Source organism: Geodermatophilus pulveris (assembly GCF_900188375.1).
GTDB classification, from domain to species: Bacteria; Actinomycetota; Actinomycetes; order Mycobacteriales; family Geodermatophilaceae; genus Geodermatophilus; species Geodermatophilus pulveris.
This window is the reverse complement of record NZ_FZOO01000003.1, coordinates 300,843-314,478: the sequence shown is the minus strand read 5'-3', so window position 1 is coordinate 314,478 and position 13,636 is coordinate 300,843. Positions and strand designations below refer to the sequence as shown.

The window sequence follows — 13,636 nt, the reverse complement described above, 5'->3', positions numbered from 1 at the left end:
CCCCGTGACCGACGCCGGCCGGGGCGTGGAGCTGCTGGGCGCGGGGACGCCGGGCGACCTGACCGCCTGCGACCGCGAGCCGATCCACGTGCCGGGCAGCATCCAGCCGCGGGGTGTGCTGCTCGCCGTCACCGAGCCCGACCTCGTCGTCGAGCAGGTGTCGGAGAACCTGGCCGGCCTGGTCGGCGTGGCCCCCGGCGACGCGCTGGGACGGCGGCTGCCCGAGGTGCTCGGGGTGGCCGCGGCCGGTGCCGTCGCCCGCTCGGCCAGCGCGTTCGGCGACCTGCGGGAGCGCAACCCGGTGGAGGTCACCCTCGACGTCCAGGGCAGCCCGGTGCCGGTGGACGCGCTGCTGCACCGCACCGTGGTCGACGGGCAGGACGGCGTGACAGCGCCGGCGACGACGCTGGTCGTCGAGCTCGAGCCGGCCCACGGGCCGCGGCCGTTCTCCTTCCCGAACACCTACCAGGCGGTGCGCCGGACCGTCGCCGAGCTCAACCGCGCGACGTCGCTGCAGGAGCTCTACGACACCACCGCGCAGGCGGTGCGGGAGCTGACCGGCTTCGACCGGGTGATGGTCTACCGCTACGACGCGGACCACCACGGCCAGGTGGTGGCCGAGGCCCGGGCGCCGGGGCTGAACACCTGGCTCGGCCTGCACTTCCCGGCCAGCGACATCCCCGCCCAGGCGCGCGCGCTGTACGAGAAGAACTGGCTGCGGCTGATCTCCGACGTCGACTACCGCCCGGTGCCGCTGCACCCGGTGCTGGTGCCCTCGACCGGGGAGCCGCTGGACCTCACCTTCTCCACGCTGCGCAGCGTCTCCCCGGTGCACGTCGAGTACCTGCAGAACATGGGCGTGCGCGCCTCGATGTCCATCTCGCTGCTGCGCGACGACAGGCTGTGGGGACTGATCGCCTGCCACCACTACTCCGGGCCGCACGCCCCGCCCTACGCCACCCGGGCCGCCGCGGAGTTCCTGGGCTCGACGCTGTCGCTGCGGCTGGTCGACCGCGCCGAGGAGGATGAGGTGCACCGCGCGCTGCAGGTGCGCTCCACCCTGGCCTGGCTGGCCACCGCCACCCTCGACGAGGACCGCCCGCTGGCCGACACCCTGCTCGGCTCCCCCGACCTGCTGGACCTGCTGCCCGCCGACGGCGTCGTCGTCCACCTGCAGGGCCACCGCGCGGCCCGCGGCGAGGCCCTGCCCGAGGGCGCCGCCGAGGCGGTCGTCGCGTGGGCGGCCGCCCGGTACGAGGACGTCGTGGCCACGGACTCCGTGCTCCGCGACGCCCCGGAGCTGGCGGCGGTCCTCGGCCCGGTGCGCGGGGTGCTCGTGCTGCCCCTGCCGGACGGGCAGTTCGTGCTCTGGCACCGCACCGAGTCGCTGCGCTCGGTCGACTGGGGCGGCGACCCGCACAACAAGGCGATCGCCGAGGCCGAGGGCGACTCGGTCCGGCTGAGCCCGCGCAAGAGCTTCGACCGGTGGCGGGAGACCGTCCGCGACCGGTCGCAGCCCTGGACGGCGCAGGAGCTGGCCGAGATCGGCGAGCTGCGCACCCAGCTGCTGGAGGCGCTGTACGCCCGCAGCCGCAGCATCGTGCGGGCCGCGGAGACGCTGCAGCGCTCCATGCTCACCGCTCCCCCGCACTCGGCCCGCCTGCAGGTCGCCGTCCGCTACGTGCCCGCCGCGCGCGAGGCCCAGGTCGGCGGCGACTGGTACGACGTGTTCGAGCAGCCCGACGGCGCCACCGTGGTCGTCATCGGCGACGTGGTCGGCCACGACACCGCGGCCGCGGCCGACATGGCCCAGCTGCGCGGGCTGCTGCGCGGCATCGCCTACGACAGCGCCGACGGCCCGGCCGCCGTCCTGCGCCGGCTGGACTCCGCCGTGGCCGGCCTCGGGCTGGCCACCATGGCGACCGTGCTCGTCGGCCGGCTGACCCGGGACCCGGCGTCCGGCGGCGCCCGGCTGCGCTGGTCCAGCGCCGGGCACCTGCCCCCGCTGGTCACCGGCCCCGGCGACGGGGTGCTCACCCTGGCCACCCCCCGGGCCGAGCTGCTGCTGGGCGTCGACCCGGCAGCGCCGCGGACGGAGTCCGAGACGCTGCTCGAACCGGGCGCGACGCTGCTGCTCTACACCGACGGGCTCGTCGAGCGCCGCGACCAGGTCTTCGACGACGGGGTGCAGCGGCTGCGCGGCGAGCTGGTCGCCGTCGGCGACCGGCCGCTCGGGGAGGCCTGCGACGAGCTGATCGGCCGGATGCTGCCCGAGGGCGCGGAGGACGACGTCGCCCTGGTTGCCGTCCGCCTGCAGGACTGACCCGGGCCGGACGCTCCCCGCGCCGTGGGGGTCAGCCGGCCTCCAGCCACCAGGGGCTGGCGTAGGCGACGGCCGAGCCCCACCGCAGCCACGGGCCGGTGGCCCGGGGGTCCGCGGGCTCGGCGGGGTCGCTGACCCGCAGGACCAGCCAGGGGGTGCGCGCCGGGTCGACGTCCACCTCGACGGCCGGCAGCGGGTCCTCCGGGCCCGGGACGGCGAACTCCGCGGCCGCGACCACGCCGGGCATCCGCTCCCCCGACGTCAGCAGCTGCAGGCTCAGCGGGCGGCCCCGCCAGGACCCGCCGCGGTCGACGTCGACCTCGACGCGGACCCGCGCGGGCCCGGGGAGCCGCACCGCGCTGCCCATCGGGTGCCCGTCGAGGGTCGCGTCGAGCCGCAGGCCCTTGAGCCGGGTGGCGAAGACCTGCCGGTCGGCCAGCGCCGTCCGGACCGCCGCCCGGCTGAGCCCGGTCACGTACACGCCGGTGCGGCCCTTGCCGTCGGGCAGTCCCCAGTCCGTCCCGTGCTCGTCGCTGACCCCGATCAGCCCCGGGCGCCAGCCCTGGTCCAGGCAGCGCACCAGCGGGGAGGGGTCACCGCCCTCGACGCCCTCGTAGAGGTAGTCCAGGCGCTTGTTGAACACCTCGAGACCGGCCATCTGGCCCACCACGGCCGGGTGCAGCTCGAAGCCGGCGAAGACCAGCAGGTTCCCGCGTCCCCCGGGGTGGTTGAAGCTCGCCAGGCCGCGGCCGGGTGACCCCGGCGCCGCCGCGCCGTCCCCGGTCCGGGCCAGCCAGTCGTAGAACCGGGAGAGGTCGGTGTCGAAGGTCCGGAACGGGTCGACGAAGGTCTCGGTGCCCCAGACGTTGACGTGGCCGAGCAGCGGGTGGGACCACTCGAAGCCGCGGATCGCGACGAACCGGCCGGGGTCGTCGGCGGCGTCGGCCAGCCGCCCCAGCCGGGCCCACGCCTCACGGTCGATGCCGCTGAGCCGGGTCACCCACGGCAGGTCCCAGACGTCGTCCACGCCGGCGGCGAAGACCGCGTGGTCGGTGAGGGCGGCCACGTCCAGGCCGGCGCGGCGCATCGAGTCGAAGGCCAGCGCGGGGTCGCCGACGCCGTCGGACAGCCAGGTGTGGTTGTGCAGGTCCGCGTGCGCCAGCAGGTGGGTCGCGGATCGCAGCCGGGACACCCGGCTCGTCCCGTACGCGTCGAGCGGCTGCCCCAGCGCGAGCCCGGTCACCCGGCGACCCTACGAGCGGCGGGCGTGCGCCGCCCGCCGGGAGCCGGCACGGCCCGGCCGGCGCGGCGGCCGGGCCCGTGCGCCGGCTCAGCCGAGGGAGGCGATGAGCTCCCGGCAGGCGGTCTCGCAGCGCCGGCAGGCCTCGGCGCAGATCCGGCAGTGCTCGTGCATGCCGGCGTGCCGCTCGCACTCGTCACCGCACGCCTTGCAGGCCGCGGCGCAGGCCTCCAGCACGCTGCGGGTGAGGGTGGCGTCGTAGCCGGTGTGCCGGGACAGCACCCGCCCGGTGGCCTCGCAGACGTCGGCGCAGTCCAGGTCGGTGCGGATGCACTTCCCGAGCTCGGCGACCATCTCCTCGCTCAGGCACGCGTCGGCACAGGCGGTGCACGCCTGGGCGCACTCGAAGCAGGCGTCGATGCACTCGGCGAGCTGCTGCTTGTCGATCCCGCCGAGGTCGGCGGGGTAGGCGTCGAGCATCTGGCTGGCAACGGTCACGGTGGTGTCCTTCGGTCGGTCCCGCGTCGTCGTGCGGGAGGCTCTGCGCGGCGGTCACCCGGCCGCCGGCCGGAGGAATACCCGGACACCCGTACGGACAACGAGGGTCACGGCGACACGCGATGAGGAATGACCGACCGCAACCGCACCAGCACCCGGTCGACGCCGAGCGGGTCGCCCGCGCCCGCGAGCGACTCCCCAGCCGGGACGACGCCGCCGCGGTGGCCGGCGTCCTGACGCTGATCTCCGACCCGACGAGGTCGCGGGTGCTCTACGCCCTCGACGTCGCCGAGGAGCTGTGCGTCGGCGACCTCGCGCTGGCCCTGGAGGTGAACGAGGACGCCGTGGGCTACGCGCTGCGGGTGCTGCGCACCGCCGGGCTGGTCGCCAACCGCCGCGAGGGCCGGGTCGTCTACTACCGGCTGGCCCCGGACTTCCCCGAGCCGCTGCTCGACCACTGCCTGTGGCGGCTGGTCGCCCTCACCCGGTCCCCGGCCGCGGACGACGCCCCGTGAGGGTCAGCCCCCGCCCGGCGGCTGGCTGAACCGGGCGCTGAGCCCGTCCCCCTGGTCGCCGCCCTCGGCCGGCAGCGGCCGCTCGTCCTCCGCGGCGCGCACCACGGCGTCGTCGGCGACCCGGCCCGCGTCGCCGACCGGGACGCCGTGGGCGAACTCCTCGAGCACCCGCCGCTCGTCGGCGGTCAGCTCGCCGGAGCCGAGACGCTCGCCGGGCTCACCGGCGTCGGACCCGCTGGCCATGCCGCTGTCGGGGGCGCCGTCGTCCGGGCCGGTCATCGTCGGCTCCTCTCAGCGCGGGAAGTTCGGTTCCAGGCGCGGAACGATCTGCATCTCGGGCACGAACGCCGCCGGGTGCAGCGTGACGAGGTGGCGCACCATCTCCGCGACCGCCGACGGCGGCATCATCAGGTGGGCCGGGATGCCCCACTGCTCCATCATCGGCGTGTCCATGGCCGCCGGGATGACCGCCTGCACGCGGCACGGGAACGGCCGCTCGACGCCGTCCTCGCCCGTCACGGCCTTCTCCCGCAGCTCCCGCTGGATGCAGCGCGTGGCGTTGAGGAAGCCGGCCTTGGAGCCGTTGTAGGCGATCGCGCCGCTGCCCGAGGTGATCGCGGAGAGCGACACGATGTGGACCACGTCGGCGGTGCGACCCGCCGGCAGGTGCTGCACCCGCTTGATGAACTCGCTGGTCAGGAAGACGGGGCCCTCGCAGTTGACCGCCTGCACCCGCTGGTAGTCCGCGAGGTCGATGTCGGTGACGTAGCCGGGCCGGTCGATGCCGGCCACGTTGGCCAGCAGGTCGAAGGCGTCACCGTGGGCGTCGGAGAGCTGCTGCACGGCCGAGCGGCGGCTGGCGTCGTCGGTCACGTCGAGCGCGACGACCTCCGCCGACCCGCCGGCCTCGGCCACCAGGTCGGCCGTGCCCTTGGCGCCGCCCTCGTCGATGTCGGCGATCGCCACGTGCGCGCCGGCCTCGGCCAGCGCCACGGCGGTCGCCCGGCCCAGCCCGCTCGCCGCGCCCGTGACCAGCGCCACCCGCCCCTGCAACGCCCTGCTGTCGGCCATCCGCTCCTCGATCCGTCGACTGCGTGTCGCCGCCCAGCCTCACCGATCCGCCCGCTCGGCGCAGGTCGGGACGATCACCCGGCGGAGGCAGTCCCCGATGCCGTCCGCACGCCGGCCAGCCCGGGGCCCCACGCGTCGGCGAGCGTCACCGTCCGCAGGCCCCGCTCGGCGATGAGCTCGACCAGCCGGTCGTAGACGGTGGTGACCGTCGGCCGGTTGGCGTGCCCGACGACGACGGCCTGCGGGGTGAACCAGCGGCGGGCGGCGGCGACGAGCTCGTCGGGGGTGAGCAGCCGGTTGTCCTCGAGCGTGCCGTTCCACATGACGATCGTCGGGTGCCCGAGCTCGGCGCTGATCCGGTCGACCCGCTCGTCGTGCGCGCCGAACGGCGGCCGCAGGAACGGCGTCGTCACGCCGAAGGTCCGTTCGATCCAGTCGCGGTTGCGGCCGACCTCGTCGGCGACCTCGCCGTCGGACAGCGTGGTGAGGTCCAGGTGCGACCAGGTGTGGTTGCCCATGGCCACCTGCCCGGAGTCGACCAGCGGTTGCAGCCGGTCGGCGTTGTCCTCCCAGGAGGAGTAGCGGCCGTTGGGGAAGAAGGTGAGCCGGACGCCGGTGTCCTCGGCGAACCGGCACAGCGAGCCGACGACGGCGGAGCTGGTGCCGTCGTCGATCGTCAGCGCCAGGGAGCTGTTCTCACCGGGCAGCCGGTCGACGACGCCGGCCGGCGCGGGCGGCACCGCGGGGCGCGGCGCGGGCCCGGGCTCGGCGGCCGCCGCCGTGCCGACCGGCGCCCGCGCCGGGTCGACCAGGCCGGCCGTGCCGCGACCGACGGCCGCGCCGGCGAGGCCCGCGGCGAGCAGCACGAGGAACCGGCGGCGTTCCATGCCGCGGACGCTAGGCAGCCGCCCCGCCCGGCCCGGCGAGCGACACGGGCGGCCCGAGCGGCCGGTACCGACCGTGATCCGGCCATCACCGGCCGTGGCTACGTCAGCCGGCGGGGACCAGCCCGGCCTCCTCGATGAGCCGGGCCTGCTCGCGGCACCACGGCGACCACGCCTCGGCGTCCTGGGTCTCCTGCCGCGCCCGGAAGGTCGACCAGTCCAGCAGCTCCCACTCGCCCACCTCGCCCGGGTCCGGGGCCGGGGTGCCGGAGAAGCGGCCCAGGTACACCGGGCACACCTCGTTCTCCACGACCCCGCGGAACTCCGCGCGGTACCGGTAACCCGGCAGCGCCGGCCGCAGCTCGCCCACCCGCAGGCCCAGTTCGTAGGCGGCGCGGCGGGCGATGGCGGCGGCGTCGTCCTCACCGGGGCCGGGGTGGCCGCAGACGGTGTTGGTCCACATGCCGGGGAAGGTCTGCTTGACCGCGGCGCGGCGGGTGACCAGCAGGCGGCCGTCGTCGTCGAACAGGTACGCGGAGAAGGCCCGGTGCAGCGGCGTCTCGCCGTGGTGCACCAGCGGCTTGGGCATGGTGCCGATCGCCGTCCCGTCGTCGTCGACGAGGACGATGAGCTCCTCGGAGGTGGCCGTCACGGGGGACATTGTGGTCCACCCGGTCCGCTCCGCCGCCGTCCCCCGGCGTCCCCGCGACGATGACGCGTGAGCGGCGCCCCGCCCGGGCACCGACCCGGGGTGGACCGCTTCGCGCGCGAGGGCCTGGTGTTCGACGTCCGGGACGGCGGCCCGCCCGACGGGGAGCCGGTGGTGCTGCTGCACGGCTTCCCGCAGGACTCCACCGCCTGGTCGGGCGTCACCCCCGGCCTGCACGCCGCGGGCCTGCGCACCCTGGCCCCCGACCAGCGCGGCTACTCCCCCGGCGCCCGCCCGCCGGGCCGGTCGGCCTACCGGGTCCGGGAGGCGGTGGACGACGTCCGGGCGCTCCTCGACTCCGCGGGGCTGGCCGGCGCGCACGTCGTCGGGCACGACTGGGGCGGCCTGGTGGCCTGGGCGCTGGCCGCCTGGCACCCCGACCGGGTGCGCACGCTGACCGTGCTCTCCGTGCCGCACCCCGGCGCCTTCGCCCGCGCCCTGCTCACCAGCCCCCAGGCGCTGCAGTCGTGGTACATGGCGGCCTTCCAGCTGCCCCTGCTGCCCGAGCGGCTGCTGCTGGCCCGCGGCGGCCTGCTGCTGCACGGCACCCTGGTGCGCAGCGGGCTGCCCGCCGAGCACGCCGACCGCTACGTCGCCCGGCTGCTCGAGCCGGGCGCGCTGACGGCGGCCCTGGCCTGGTACCGGGCACTGCCCTGGGACGCCGGCGACCCGGTGGGCCGGGTGCGCGTGCCCACGCTGCACGTGTGGAGCACCCGCGACGTCGCCCTGCACCGGTCGGGCATCGAGGCGTCGGGCTCCTTCGTGCGGGCGCCCTACACGCTGGAGGTACTCGAGGGCCTGCCGCACTGGATCCCCGAGCGGGCACCGGAGCGCACCGCCACGCTGGTCGCCGGGCACGTGCGCGCCGCGCGGTGACCCGCCGCGCTCACCCGTCCCCGTCCCCGGCCCGACGGCCGTAGCGGCGCAGGCTGGCCTCCGCCCACCGGAGGTGGCGGCCGATGACCCGCTGCAGCATGCCGGCGCCGGTGGCCGTGTACCGCGCCCGGCGGCTTCGCCGTCCCCGCCGAGCCGTCCTCGGCTGGCTCGGCGAGCACGACCCGGCCGGGCGGTGAGGCCCGGCACCGGCATGCCGGGCGGCTCCGGTGGGCACACCGGGAGCGTCCGCACACGCACCCCGGGAGGACGCCGTGACGCGCACCCGCACCCGCCGCTGGCGGCTGGCCGCCGCCGGCCTGGCCATCGCCGCCACCTCGTTCACCGCCGCCGCCTGCGGCTCGGACACCGGCGGGGAGGAGGGCGGCGTCGAGCAGGAGATGGAGGACGAGGGCGACGACGAGGACGACTGACCCGGTGCCGGCCCGTCCGCGCCACGTGCACGGAGGGGCCGGCACCGCTCAGACCGCGGCCGGCAGCCGGGACCCCAGGGTCCGGTAGACCGCCGTCTCCAGGTCGTAGTAGCCCTGGACCGACACCGGGTCGGCGAACGGCAGGATCTGCGTCGCCCAGAACCCGGCGATGCCGGTGCGCCGGTCGATCCAGTAGAAGAGGTTGCCCAGCCCCGCCCAGGCCAGCGCGCCCGCCGGCCGCCCGGTCGGCGCCTCCTCGTCGTTGACCATGAAGGTCAGCGCCCAGGACTTCGACAGCCCGGGGAAGAACTCGGCGTCGTTGGACAGCGACGGGATCACCCCGGGCAGGCCCTTGACCTTGAGCTCCCCGAGCCCGTTGCGCTCGGCCGTCGCCACCGTCGCCTCCTGCAGCACCCGCCCCCCGGGGCCGGCGCCGTCGTTGAGCCACATGCGCAGGAACCGGGCGTAGTCGAGGGCGGTCGAGTAGAGCCCGTGGCCGCCCATGTGCAGCTCGGGCTCGGCCGGCCACTCGAAGTCGATCGGCGTCAGCGAGCCGTCGTCCCCCCGGGTGTGGATCTTCGCCAGCCGCGTGCGCATCTGCGGGGTGAGGGTGAAGGAGGTGTCGGCCATGCCGAGCGGCTCGAAGACCCGCTCGGCCATCACCTCCCCGAGCCGGCGGCCGGTGACCGCCTCGACCACCAGGCCGGCCCAGTCGATGTTCGAGCCGTACTCCCACTGCTCGCCGGGGTCGAAGAGCAGCGGGGTGCGCAGGGAGGCCCGGCTGCAGGTGGTGACGCTGGGCTGGCCGTGCTCGGTGGCCAGCCGGAGGTAGTGCTCGTTGAAGAAGTCGTAGCCGAAGCCGGCGGTGTGCAGCAGCAGCATCCGGGTGGTGACGTCCCGCTTCGGCGGGCGCAGCCGCGGGCTGCCGTCGTCGGCGAAGCCGTCGAGCACCTGGAGCTCGCCGATCTCGGGCACGTACTGCCGGGCCGGCGCGTCGAGGTCCAGCCGGCCCTCCTCGACCAGCTGCAGGCAGGTGGTGCCGGTGACCGCCTTCGTCGTCGAGAACACGGTGCAGACCGTGTCAGGGGTCATCGGCTCGCCCCCGCCCAGCACCCGCTCGCCCGCGGCGCCCGCGTAGACGTCGCCGTCGCGGTCGGTGACGACGGCGGCCACGCCGGGGACCCGGGGACTGCCCTCGGTCACCCGGTGCAGGACGTCGTCGAGTGCCTGCTGCATCTCGCTCATGGGGATCCTCCCTCGGGCCGGCGGCACCGTTGCCGCCGCTGCCTGCGGTGAACCTAGGACCGCGGCACCGCCGTGCGCACTGCCCGACCGGACGGGTGCCCGGGGCGGCAGCCCGCGTGACCGCCGGTGCCGCTGGGTAGGGCGGCCTCGGTGAGCACCGACGCGACGACCACCTCGGCGACCCGCGCCCAGCGGCTGGACCGGCTGCCGTTCACCCGCCAGCACGGCCGGCTGGTGGTGGGATCGGGCCTGGGCTGGGCGCTGGACGCGATGGACGTCGGGCTCATCTCCTTCGTGATGGCCGCGCTCGCCGTGCAGTGGGCGCTGACCCCGACCGAGCTGTCCTGGATCGGCTCGATCGGCTTCGTCGGCATGGCGCTGGGCGCCACGCTGGGCGGGCTGCTGGCCGACCGGGTCGGCCGGCGGCAGGTCTTCGCGCTCACCCTGCTGGTCTTCGGCGCGGCCACCGGCGCGGCCGCGCTGGCCTGGTCGGTGGCCTCGCTGCTGGTGTTCCGCTTCCTCATCGGGCTGGGCCTGGGCGCCGAGCTGCCGGTCGCCTCCACCCTGGTCAGCGAGTACGCACCGGCCCGGGTGCGCGGCCGGGTGGTGGTGGCGCTGGAGGCGTTCTGGGCGGTCGGCTGGCTGCTGGCGGCGCTGATCGGCTACCTCGTCGTCCCCCGCAGCGACGACGGCTGGCGGTGGGCGCTGGCCCTGGGCGCCCTCCCCGCGCTGTACGCGGTCGTGGTGCGCCGCGGCCTGCCGGAGTCGGTGCGCTTCCTGGAGCTGCGCGGGCGCACCGAGGAGGCCGAGGCCGCGGTGCGCCGCTTCGAGTCGGCGGCCGGTGTCGCCCCGGTGCCCTCGGTCACCCCGCCGCCGTCCCCGGCGCCGCGCCCCCGGGCGCTGTGGGCCGCGGGGTCCCGCCGGCGGACGGCGGCCCTGTGGGGCGTGTGGTTCGGCATCAACTTCGGCTACTACGGCGCGTTCATCTGGCTGCCCACGCTGCTCTACACCGCGGGCTTCGACCTGGTGCGCGCCTCCGGCTACACGCTGCTGATCACGCTGGCCCAGCTGCCCGGCTACGCCGCCGCCGCGGTGCTCGTGGAGCGCTGGGGGCGCCGGCCGACGCTGGTGGTCTTCCTGCTCGGCTCCGCCGCGGGTGCGGCGGCGTTCGCGCTGGCCACCGGCGACACCGCCGTGCTGGTCACCGGCATGGTGCTGTCGTTCTTCAACCTGGGCGCCTGGGGCGCGGTGTACGCCGTGACGCCGGAGGTCTACCCGACCGCGCTGCGCGCCACGGGGGCCGGCGCGGCCGCCGGGTTCGGCCGGATCGCCTCGATCGCCGCGCCGCTGTGCGTGCCGCCGCTGCTGGCCGCCGGCGGCAACGGGCTGGTCTTCGCCACCTTCGCGGCCGCCTTCGTGCTGGCGGCGGGCGCCGCGCTGGCCCTCCCCGAGCGCCGCGGGGAGACGCTGGAGGAGGAGCCCGCGCCGGTGGCCGCCGCCCGCGGATGAGGCGCCGGGGCCGCGCGGGGAGCCCTTCGCGCGGCGCCGTCGGGAGGGCCCTGCGCGTCCATGACCGTCCCCACGACCTCGCCGGACCCGACCGTCGCCGATCCGGACCACTACCGGGTGCTCTCCGCGAGCGGCCCCGTGCGGGTCCTCGAGGACACCGACGCCCCCGGCGACGCCACGGCACGACCACGAGCACCCGGACAGCGTCATGTGCGCGCCGGGGTCCTTCGGCCAGCGGCTGCACCCCGGCGGCCAGCAGCGCGATGTCGCGATCGGCGCCGGCTGGGTGCCGGCCCAGCGGCACCGCGGCGGGAACATCGGCGACGACCCCGACCCGGGCGGTCTTCGTGCAGCTCCAGGACGGGCGGTCGCCCTCCCCGACGGGCGACTCCGCCCGGCGTGAGCGACCGGGACGCGACCTGCTGACACCACCGGCCCGGCAGCGCCACACTGTCGCACGTGGACGACGCCGACGTCGCGCTGCGCAACGACACCTACCGCCTGGTGGTCGACCTCGGCCGCGTGCCGACGGCGCCCCAGGTCGCCGCGGTCACCGGCCGGACGGCGGAGGACGTCCTCGCCGGCTGGCTGCGGCTGCACGACGCGCACGCCCTCGTCCTCGAGGCCGGCGGCACGGCGATCCGCATGGCCAACCCCTTCTCCGGCGTCCCCACCGCCCACCGCGTGCAGGCCGAGGGCCGGTGGTGGTACGCCAACTGCGCGTGGGACGCCTTCGGCATCTGCGCCGCGCTGGGCACCGACGGCCGCATCGAGTCCTCGTGCCCCGACTGCGGAGAGCCGTTGGCCGTCGCCGTCCGGGACCGGGAACCCGACCGCGACGACCTCCTCTTCCTCTGCCCGGTGCCGGCGCAGCACTGGTGGGACGACATCGTCGCCACTTAGGGCGCGATGAACCTCTTCCGGTCGGAGGAGCACCTCACCCGCTGGCTCGGCGACCGCGGACCGGGGGCCACCCTGCCCGTGCGGCAGCTGTCCGCGCTGGCGTACGCGTGGTGGGGCGACCGGCTCGATCCCGCGTGGCGCCCGCACACCCGCGAGCAGAACCAGGCGATCCTCGACCGGCTCGGCCTCACCGGATCCTTCTGGCGCCTGGGGTGACCGGCTCGCATGCGGGAGCGCGGCCGGCCGGTTGCCGGTGGGCGCTGCGGGTAGCGGGCCGGACATGGCTGAACTGACCCGTGACCACCTGAAGGGCCTGAGGGTCGCCGTCACCGGCGCCAGCGGCAACCTGGGGACGGCGCTGCTGCGCCGGCTCACCGCGCCGGGCAGCGGGGTGGCCGAGGTCCGCGGGATGGCCCGGAGGCAGCCGCCGTCCACCGCCCCCTACGACGGCGTGACCTGGCACCTCGCCGACCTCGGCGAGACGCGCAGCGAGCACGAGCTGACCCGCTTCCTCGACGGCGCGGACGCCGTCGTCCACCTGGCCTGGGCGCTGCAGCCCGGCCGGCAGCCCGAGCGGCTGCACCGGGTCAACGTCGAGGGGACCCGCCGGCTGGCCCGCGCCGCCGCGGGGGCGGGGGTGCGGCACTTCGTGTTCGCCTCCTCGGTCGGCGCCTACGCGGCGGGCGCCGGTGACCGGCAGGTGGCCGAGGACTGGCCGGTCACCGGCATCCCCAGCGCCCAGTACAGCCGGGACAAGTCGCAGGCCGAGCTGGTCGTGCGCGAGCTGCTCGGCTCCCGGGAGGGGACGACGCTGACCGTCGTGCGCCCGACGCTGGTGCTGCAACCGGAGGCCAGCAGCGAGATCGGCCGCTACTTCCTCGGCCCGCTGCTGTTCGGCGCCGCGCGCCTGGTGCCCGCGCCGGTGGCCCGGGTGCTCCCGCTGCCCCTGCCGTCGCTGCGGGTGCAGGTGGTGCACGCCGACGACGTCGCCGCCGCGATGGTCGCCGTGCTCGACCGCCGCGCCCCCGGCCCGTTCAACATCGCCGCCGAGCCGACCTTCGACGCCGGGAGCCTGGCTCGCTCCCTGGGCACCGTGCGGGTGCCGGTCCCGGCGGTCGCGGTCCGTGCGGCGCTGTCGGCCGCCTTCCACGCCCGCCTGGTGCCCACCGAGCCCGGCTGGCTCGACATCGGCCTGCAGGCCCCCGCCCTCGACACCGGCCGGGCCCGCCGGCTGCTGGACTGGACGCCGGCCCACGCCGGGGACGACGTGCTGCGCCAGTTCGTCGCCGCCCTGGCCCGCGGCGAGGGCGCGCCCGGCCCGCTGATGGAGCCGGCCGGCGGGCCCGCGCGGGACACCGGCAACGACCCGGCCAACGTCCCCGGCCCGCGGGCGGACTGAGGGAGGTCCTCGACGGGGGGCCGCCCGGGACGC

General features: G+C 76.5%; 16 protein-coding genes. 9 read left to right on the top strand and 7 right to left on the bottom strand.

The genetic code is table 11. From position 1 onward, the window contains the following. The first annotated feature begins 4 nt into the window (after positions 1-4). On the top strand, positions 5-2,323 hold the full coding sequence (locus tag CHB98_RS08255; RefSeq protein WP_245821010.1) for a SpoIIE family protein phosphatase: 2,319 nt from the start codon (positions 5-7) through the stop codon (positions 2,321-2,323). Positions 2,324-2,354: 31 nt separating this feature from the next. On the opposite strand, the gene CHB98_RS08250 is transcribed toward CHB98_RS08255, so the two are convergent. Next, positions 2,355-3,566 (bottom strand): CehA/McbA family metallohydrolase, encoded by a 1,212-nt coding sequence (locus CHB98_RS08250; RefSeq protein WP_089305107.1) that lies wholly within the window; start codon positions 3,564-3,566, stop codon positions 2,355-2,357. 87 nt (positions 3,567-3,653) lie between these two features. Beyond that, on the bottom strand, positions 3,654-4,061 hold the full coding sequence (locus CHB98_RS08245; RefSeq protein WP_089305106.1) for a four-helix bundle copper-binding protein: 408 nt from the start codon (positions 4,059-4,061) through the stop codon (positions 3,654-3,656). Between the two features lie 122 nt (positions 4,062-4,183). On the opposite strand from CHB98_RS08245, the gene CHB98_RS08240 reads away from it, so the two are divergent. Then, entirely contained in the window at positions 4,184-4,576 is a 393-nt protein-coding gene (locus CHB98_RS08240) for an ArsR/SmtB family transcription factor (protein ID WP_089305105.1), read from the top strand. 3 nt (positions 4,577-4,579) lie between these two features. Here the strand turns inward: CHB98_RS08240 and CHB98_RS08235 are convergent, their stop codons facing one another. The 4 genes from CHB98_RS08235 to idi all read right to left on the bottom strand — a co-directional run bounded on the left by CHB98_RS08235 (position 4,580) and on the right by idi (position 7,192). Next, a complete protein-coding gene (locus CHB98_RS08235) occupies positions 4,580-4,855 on the bottom strand; it encodes a hypothetical protein (RefSeq protein ID WP_089305104.1) in 276 nt (91 codons plus the stop codon). A gap of 12 nt (positions 4,856-4,867) precedes the next feature. Then, positions 4,868-5,647, bottom strand: coding sequence for an SDR family NAD(P)-dependent oxidoreductase (locus CHB98_RS08230; RefSeq protein WP_089305103.1), 780 nt, complete (start codon positions 5,645-5,647; stop codon positions 4,868-4,870). Between the two features lie 74 nt (positions 5,648-5,721). Next, entirely contained in the window at positions 5,722-6,534 is an 813-nt protein-coding gene (locus CHB98_RS08225; protein ID WP_089305102.1) for a polysaccharide deacetylase family protein, read from the bottom strand. A gap of 103 nt (positions 6,535-6,637) precedes the next feature. After that, positions 6,638-7,192 (bottom strand): isopentenyl-diphosphate Delta-isomerase, encoded by a 555-nt coding sequence (gene idi / locus CHB98_RS08220; protein WP_089305101.1) that lies wholly within the window; start codon positions 7,190-7,192, stop codon positions 6,638-6,640. A 57-nt stretch (positions 7,193-7,249) separates the two neighbouring features. Between idi and CHB98_RS08215 the strand changes: the two genes are divergently transcribed. Then, positions 7,250-8,116 (top strand): alpha/beta fold hydrolase, encoded by an 867-nt coding sequence (locus CHB98_RS08215; protein ID WP_245821008.1) that lies wholly within the window; start codon positions 7,250-7,252, stop codon positions 8,114-8,116. Positions 8,117-8,388: 272 nt separating this feature from the next. Then, positions 8,389-8,547, top strand: a complete 159-nt coding sequence (locus CHB98_RS21530) for a hypothetical protein (RefSeq protein ID WP_179224316.1) — start codon at positions 8,389-8,391, stop codon at positions 8,545-8,547. 48 nt (positions 8,548-8,595) lie between these two features. Here CHB98_RS21530 and acmB read toward each other — a convergent pair whose 3' ends face one another. Continuing rightward, positions 8,596-9,792, bottom strand: coding sequence for a methyl acetate hydrolase AcmB (gene acmB / locus CHB98_RS08210; RefSeq protein ID WP_089305100.1), 1,197 nt, complete (start codon positions 9,790-9,792; stop codon positions 8,596-8,598). 150 nt (positions 9,793-9,942) lie between these two features. Here acmB and CHB98_RS08205 point away from each other — a divergent pair, with 150 nt between their 5' ends. From CHB98_RS08205 to CHB98_RS08185, 5 genes are all read left to right on the top strand, one after another. Next, positions 9,943-11,301, top strand: coding sequence for an MFS transporter (locus tag CHB98_RS08205; RefSeq protein WP_089305099.1), 1,359 nt, complete (start codon positions 9,943-9,945; stop codon positions 11,299-11,301). Positions 11,302-11,509: 208 nt separating this feature from the next. After that, positions 11,510-11,704, top strand: coding sequence for a hypothetical protein (locus CHB98_RS21525; RefSeq protein ID WP_179224314.1), 195 nt, complete (start codon positions 11,510-11,512; stop codon positions 11,702-11,704). A gap of 56 nt (positions 11,705-11,760) precedes the next feature. Continuing rightward, positions 11,761-12,204 carry an organomercurial lyase gene (merB, locus tag CHB98_RS08195; protein WP_089305098.1) on the top strand — a complete coding sequence of 148 codons (444 nt, stop codon included), beginning with the start codon at positions 11,761-11,763 and terminating at the stop codon, positions 12,202-12,204. Between the two features lie 6 nt (positions 12,205-12,210). Further along, complete coding sequence (locus CHB98_RS08190; RefSeq protein ID WP_089305097.1) at positions 12,211-12,420, top strand: hypothetical protein; 210 nt, start codon at positions 12,211-12,213, stop codon at positions 12,418-12,420. Between the two features lie 64 nt (positions 12,421-12,484). Next, the gene (locus CHB98_RS08185) at positions 12,485-13,603 is read left to right on the top strand and encodes an NAD-dependent epimerase/dehydratase family protein (RefSeq protein ID WP_089305096.1); all 1,119 of its coding nucleotides are present in this window, start codon (positions 12,485-12,487) and stop codon (positions 13,601-13,603) included. The last annotated feature ends 33 nt before the right edge of the window (positions 13,604-13,636 follow it).

What these genes read in the sequence shown, in the direction of transcription:
- CHB98_RS08240 (WP_089305105.1), top strand. Translation starts at nt 4,184, where the DNA reads ATGAGGAATGACCGACCGCAACCGCACCAGCACCCGGTCGACGCCGAG.
- CHB98_RS08235 (WP_089305104.1), bottom strand. Translation starts at nt 4,855, where the DNA reads ATGACCGGCCCGGACGACGGCGCCCCCGACAGCGGCATGGCCAGCGGG.
- CHB98_RS08230 (WP_089305103.1), bottom strand. Translation starts at nt 5,647, where the DNA reads ATGGCCGACAGCAGGGCGTTGCAGGGGCGGGTGGCGCTGGTCACGGGC.
- CHB98_RS08225 (WP_089305102.1), bottom strand. Translation starts at nt 6,534, where the DNA reads ATGGAACGCCGCCGGTTCCTCGTGCTGCTCGCCGCGGGCCTCGCCGGC.
- idi (WP_089305101.1), bottom strand. Translation starts at nt 7,192, where the DNA reads ATGTCCCCCGTGACGGCCACCTCCGAGGAGCTCATCGTCCTCGTCGAC.
- acmB (WP_089305100.1), bottom strand. Translation starts at nt 9,792, where the DNA reads ATGAGCGAGATGCAGCAGGCACTCGACGACGTCCTGCACCGGGTGACC.
- CHB98_RS21525 (WP_179224314.1), top strand. Translation starts at nt 11,510, where the DNA reads ATGTGCGCGCCGGGGTCCTTCGGCCAGCGGCTGCACCCCGGCGGCCAG.
- CHB98_RS08190 (WP_089305097.1), top strand. Translation starts at nt 12,211, where the DNA reads ATGAACCTCTTCCGGTCGGAGGAGCACCTCACCCGCTGGCTCGGCGAC.
- CHB98_RS08185 (WP_089305096.1), top strand. Translation starts at nt 12,485, where the DNA reads ATGGCTGAACTGACCCGTGACCACCTGAAGGGCCTGAGGGTCGCCGTC.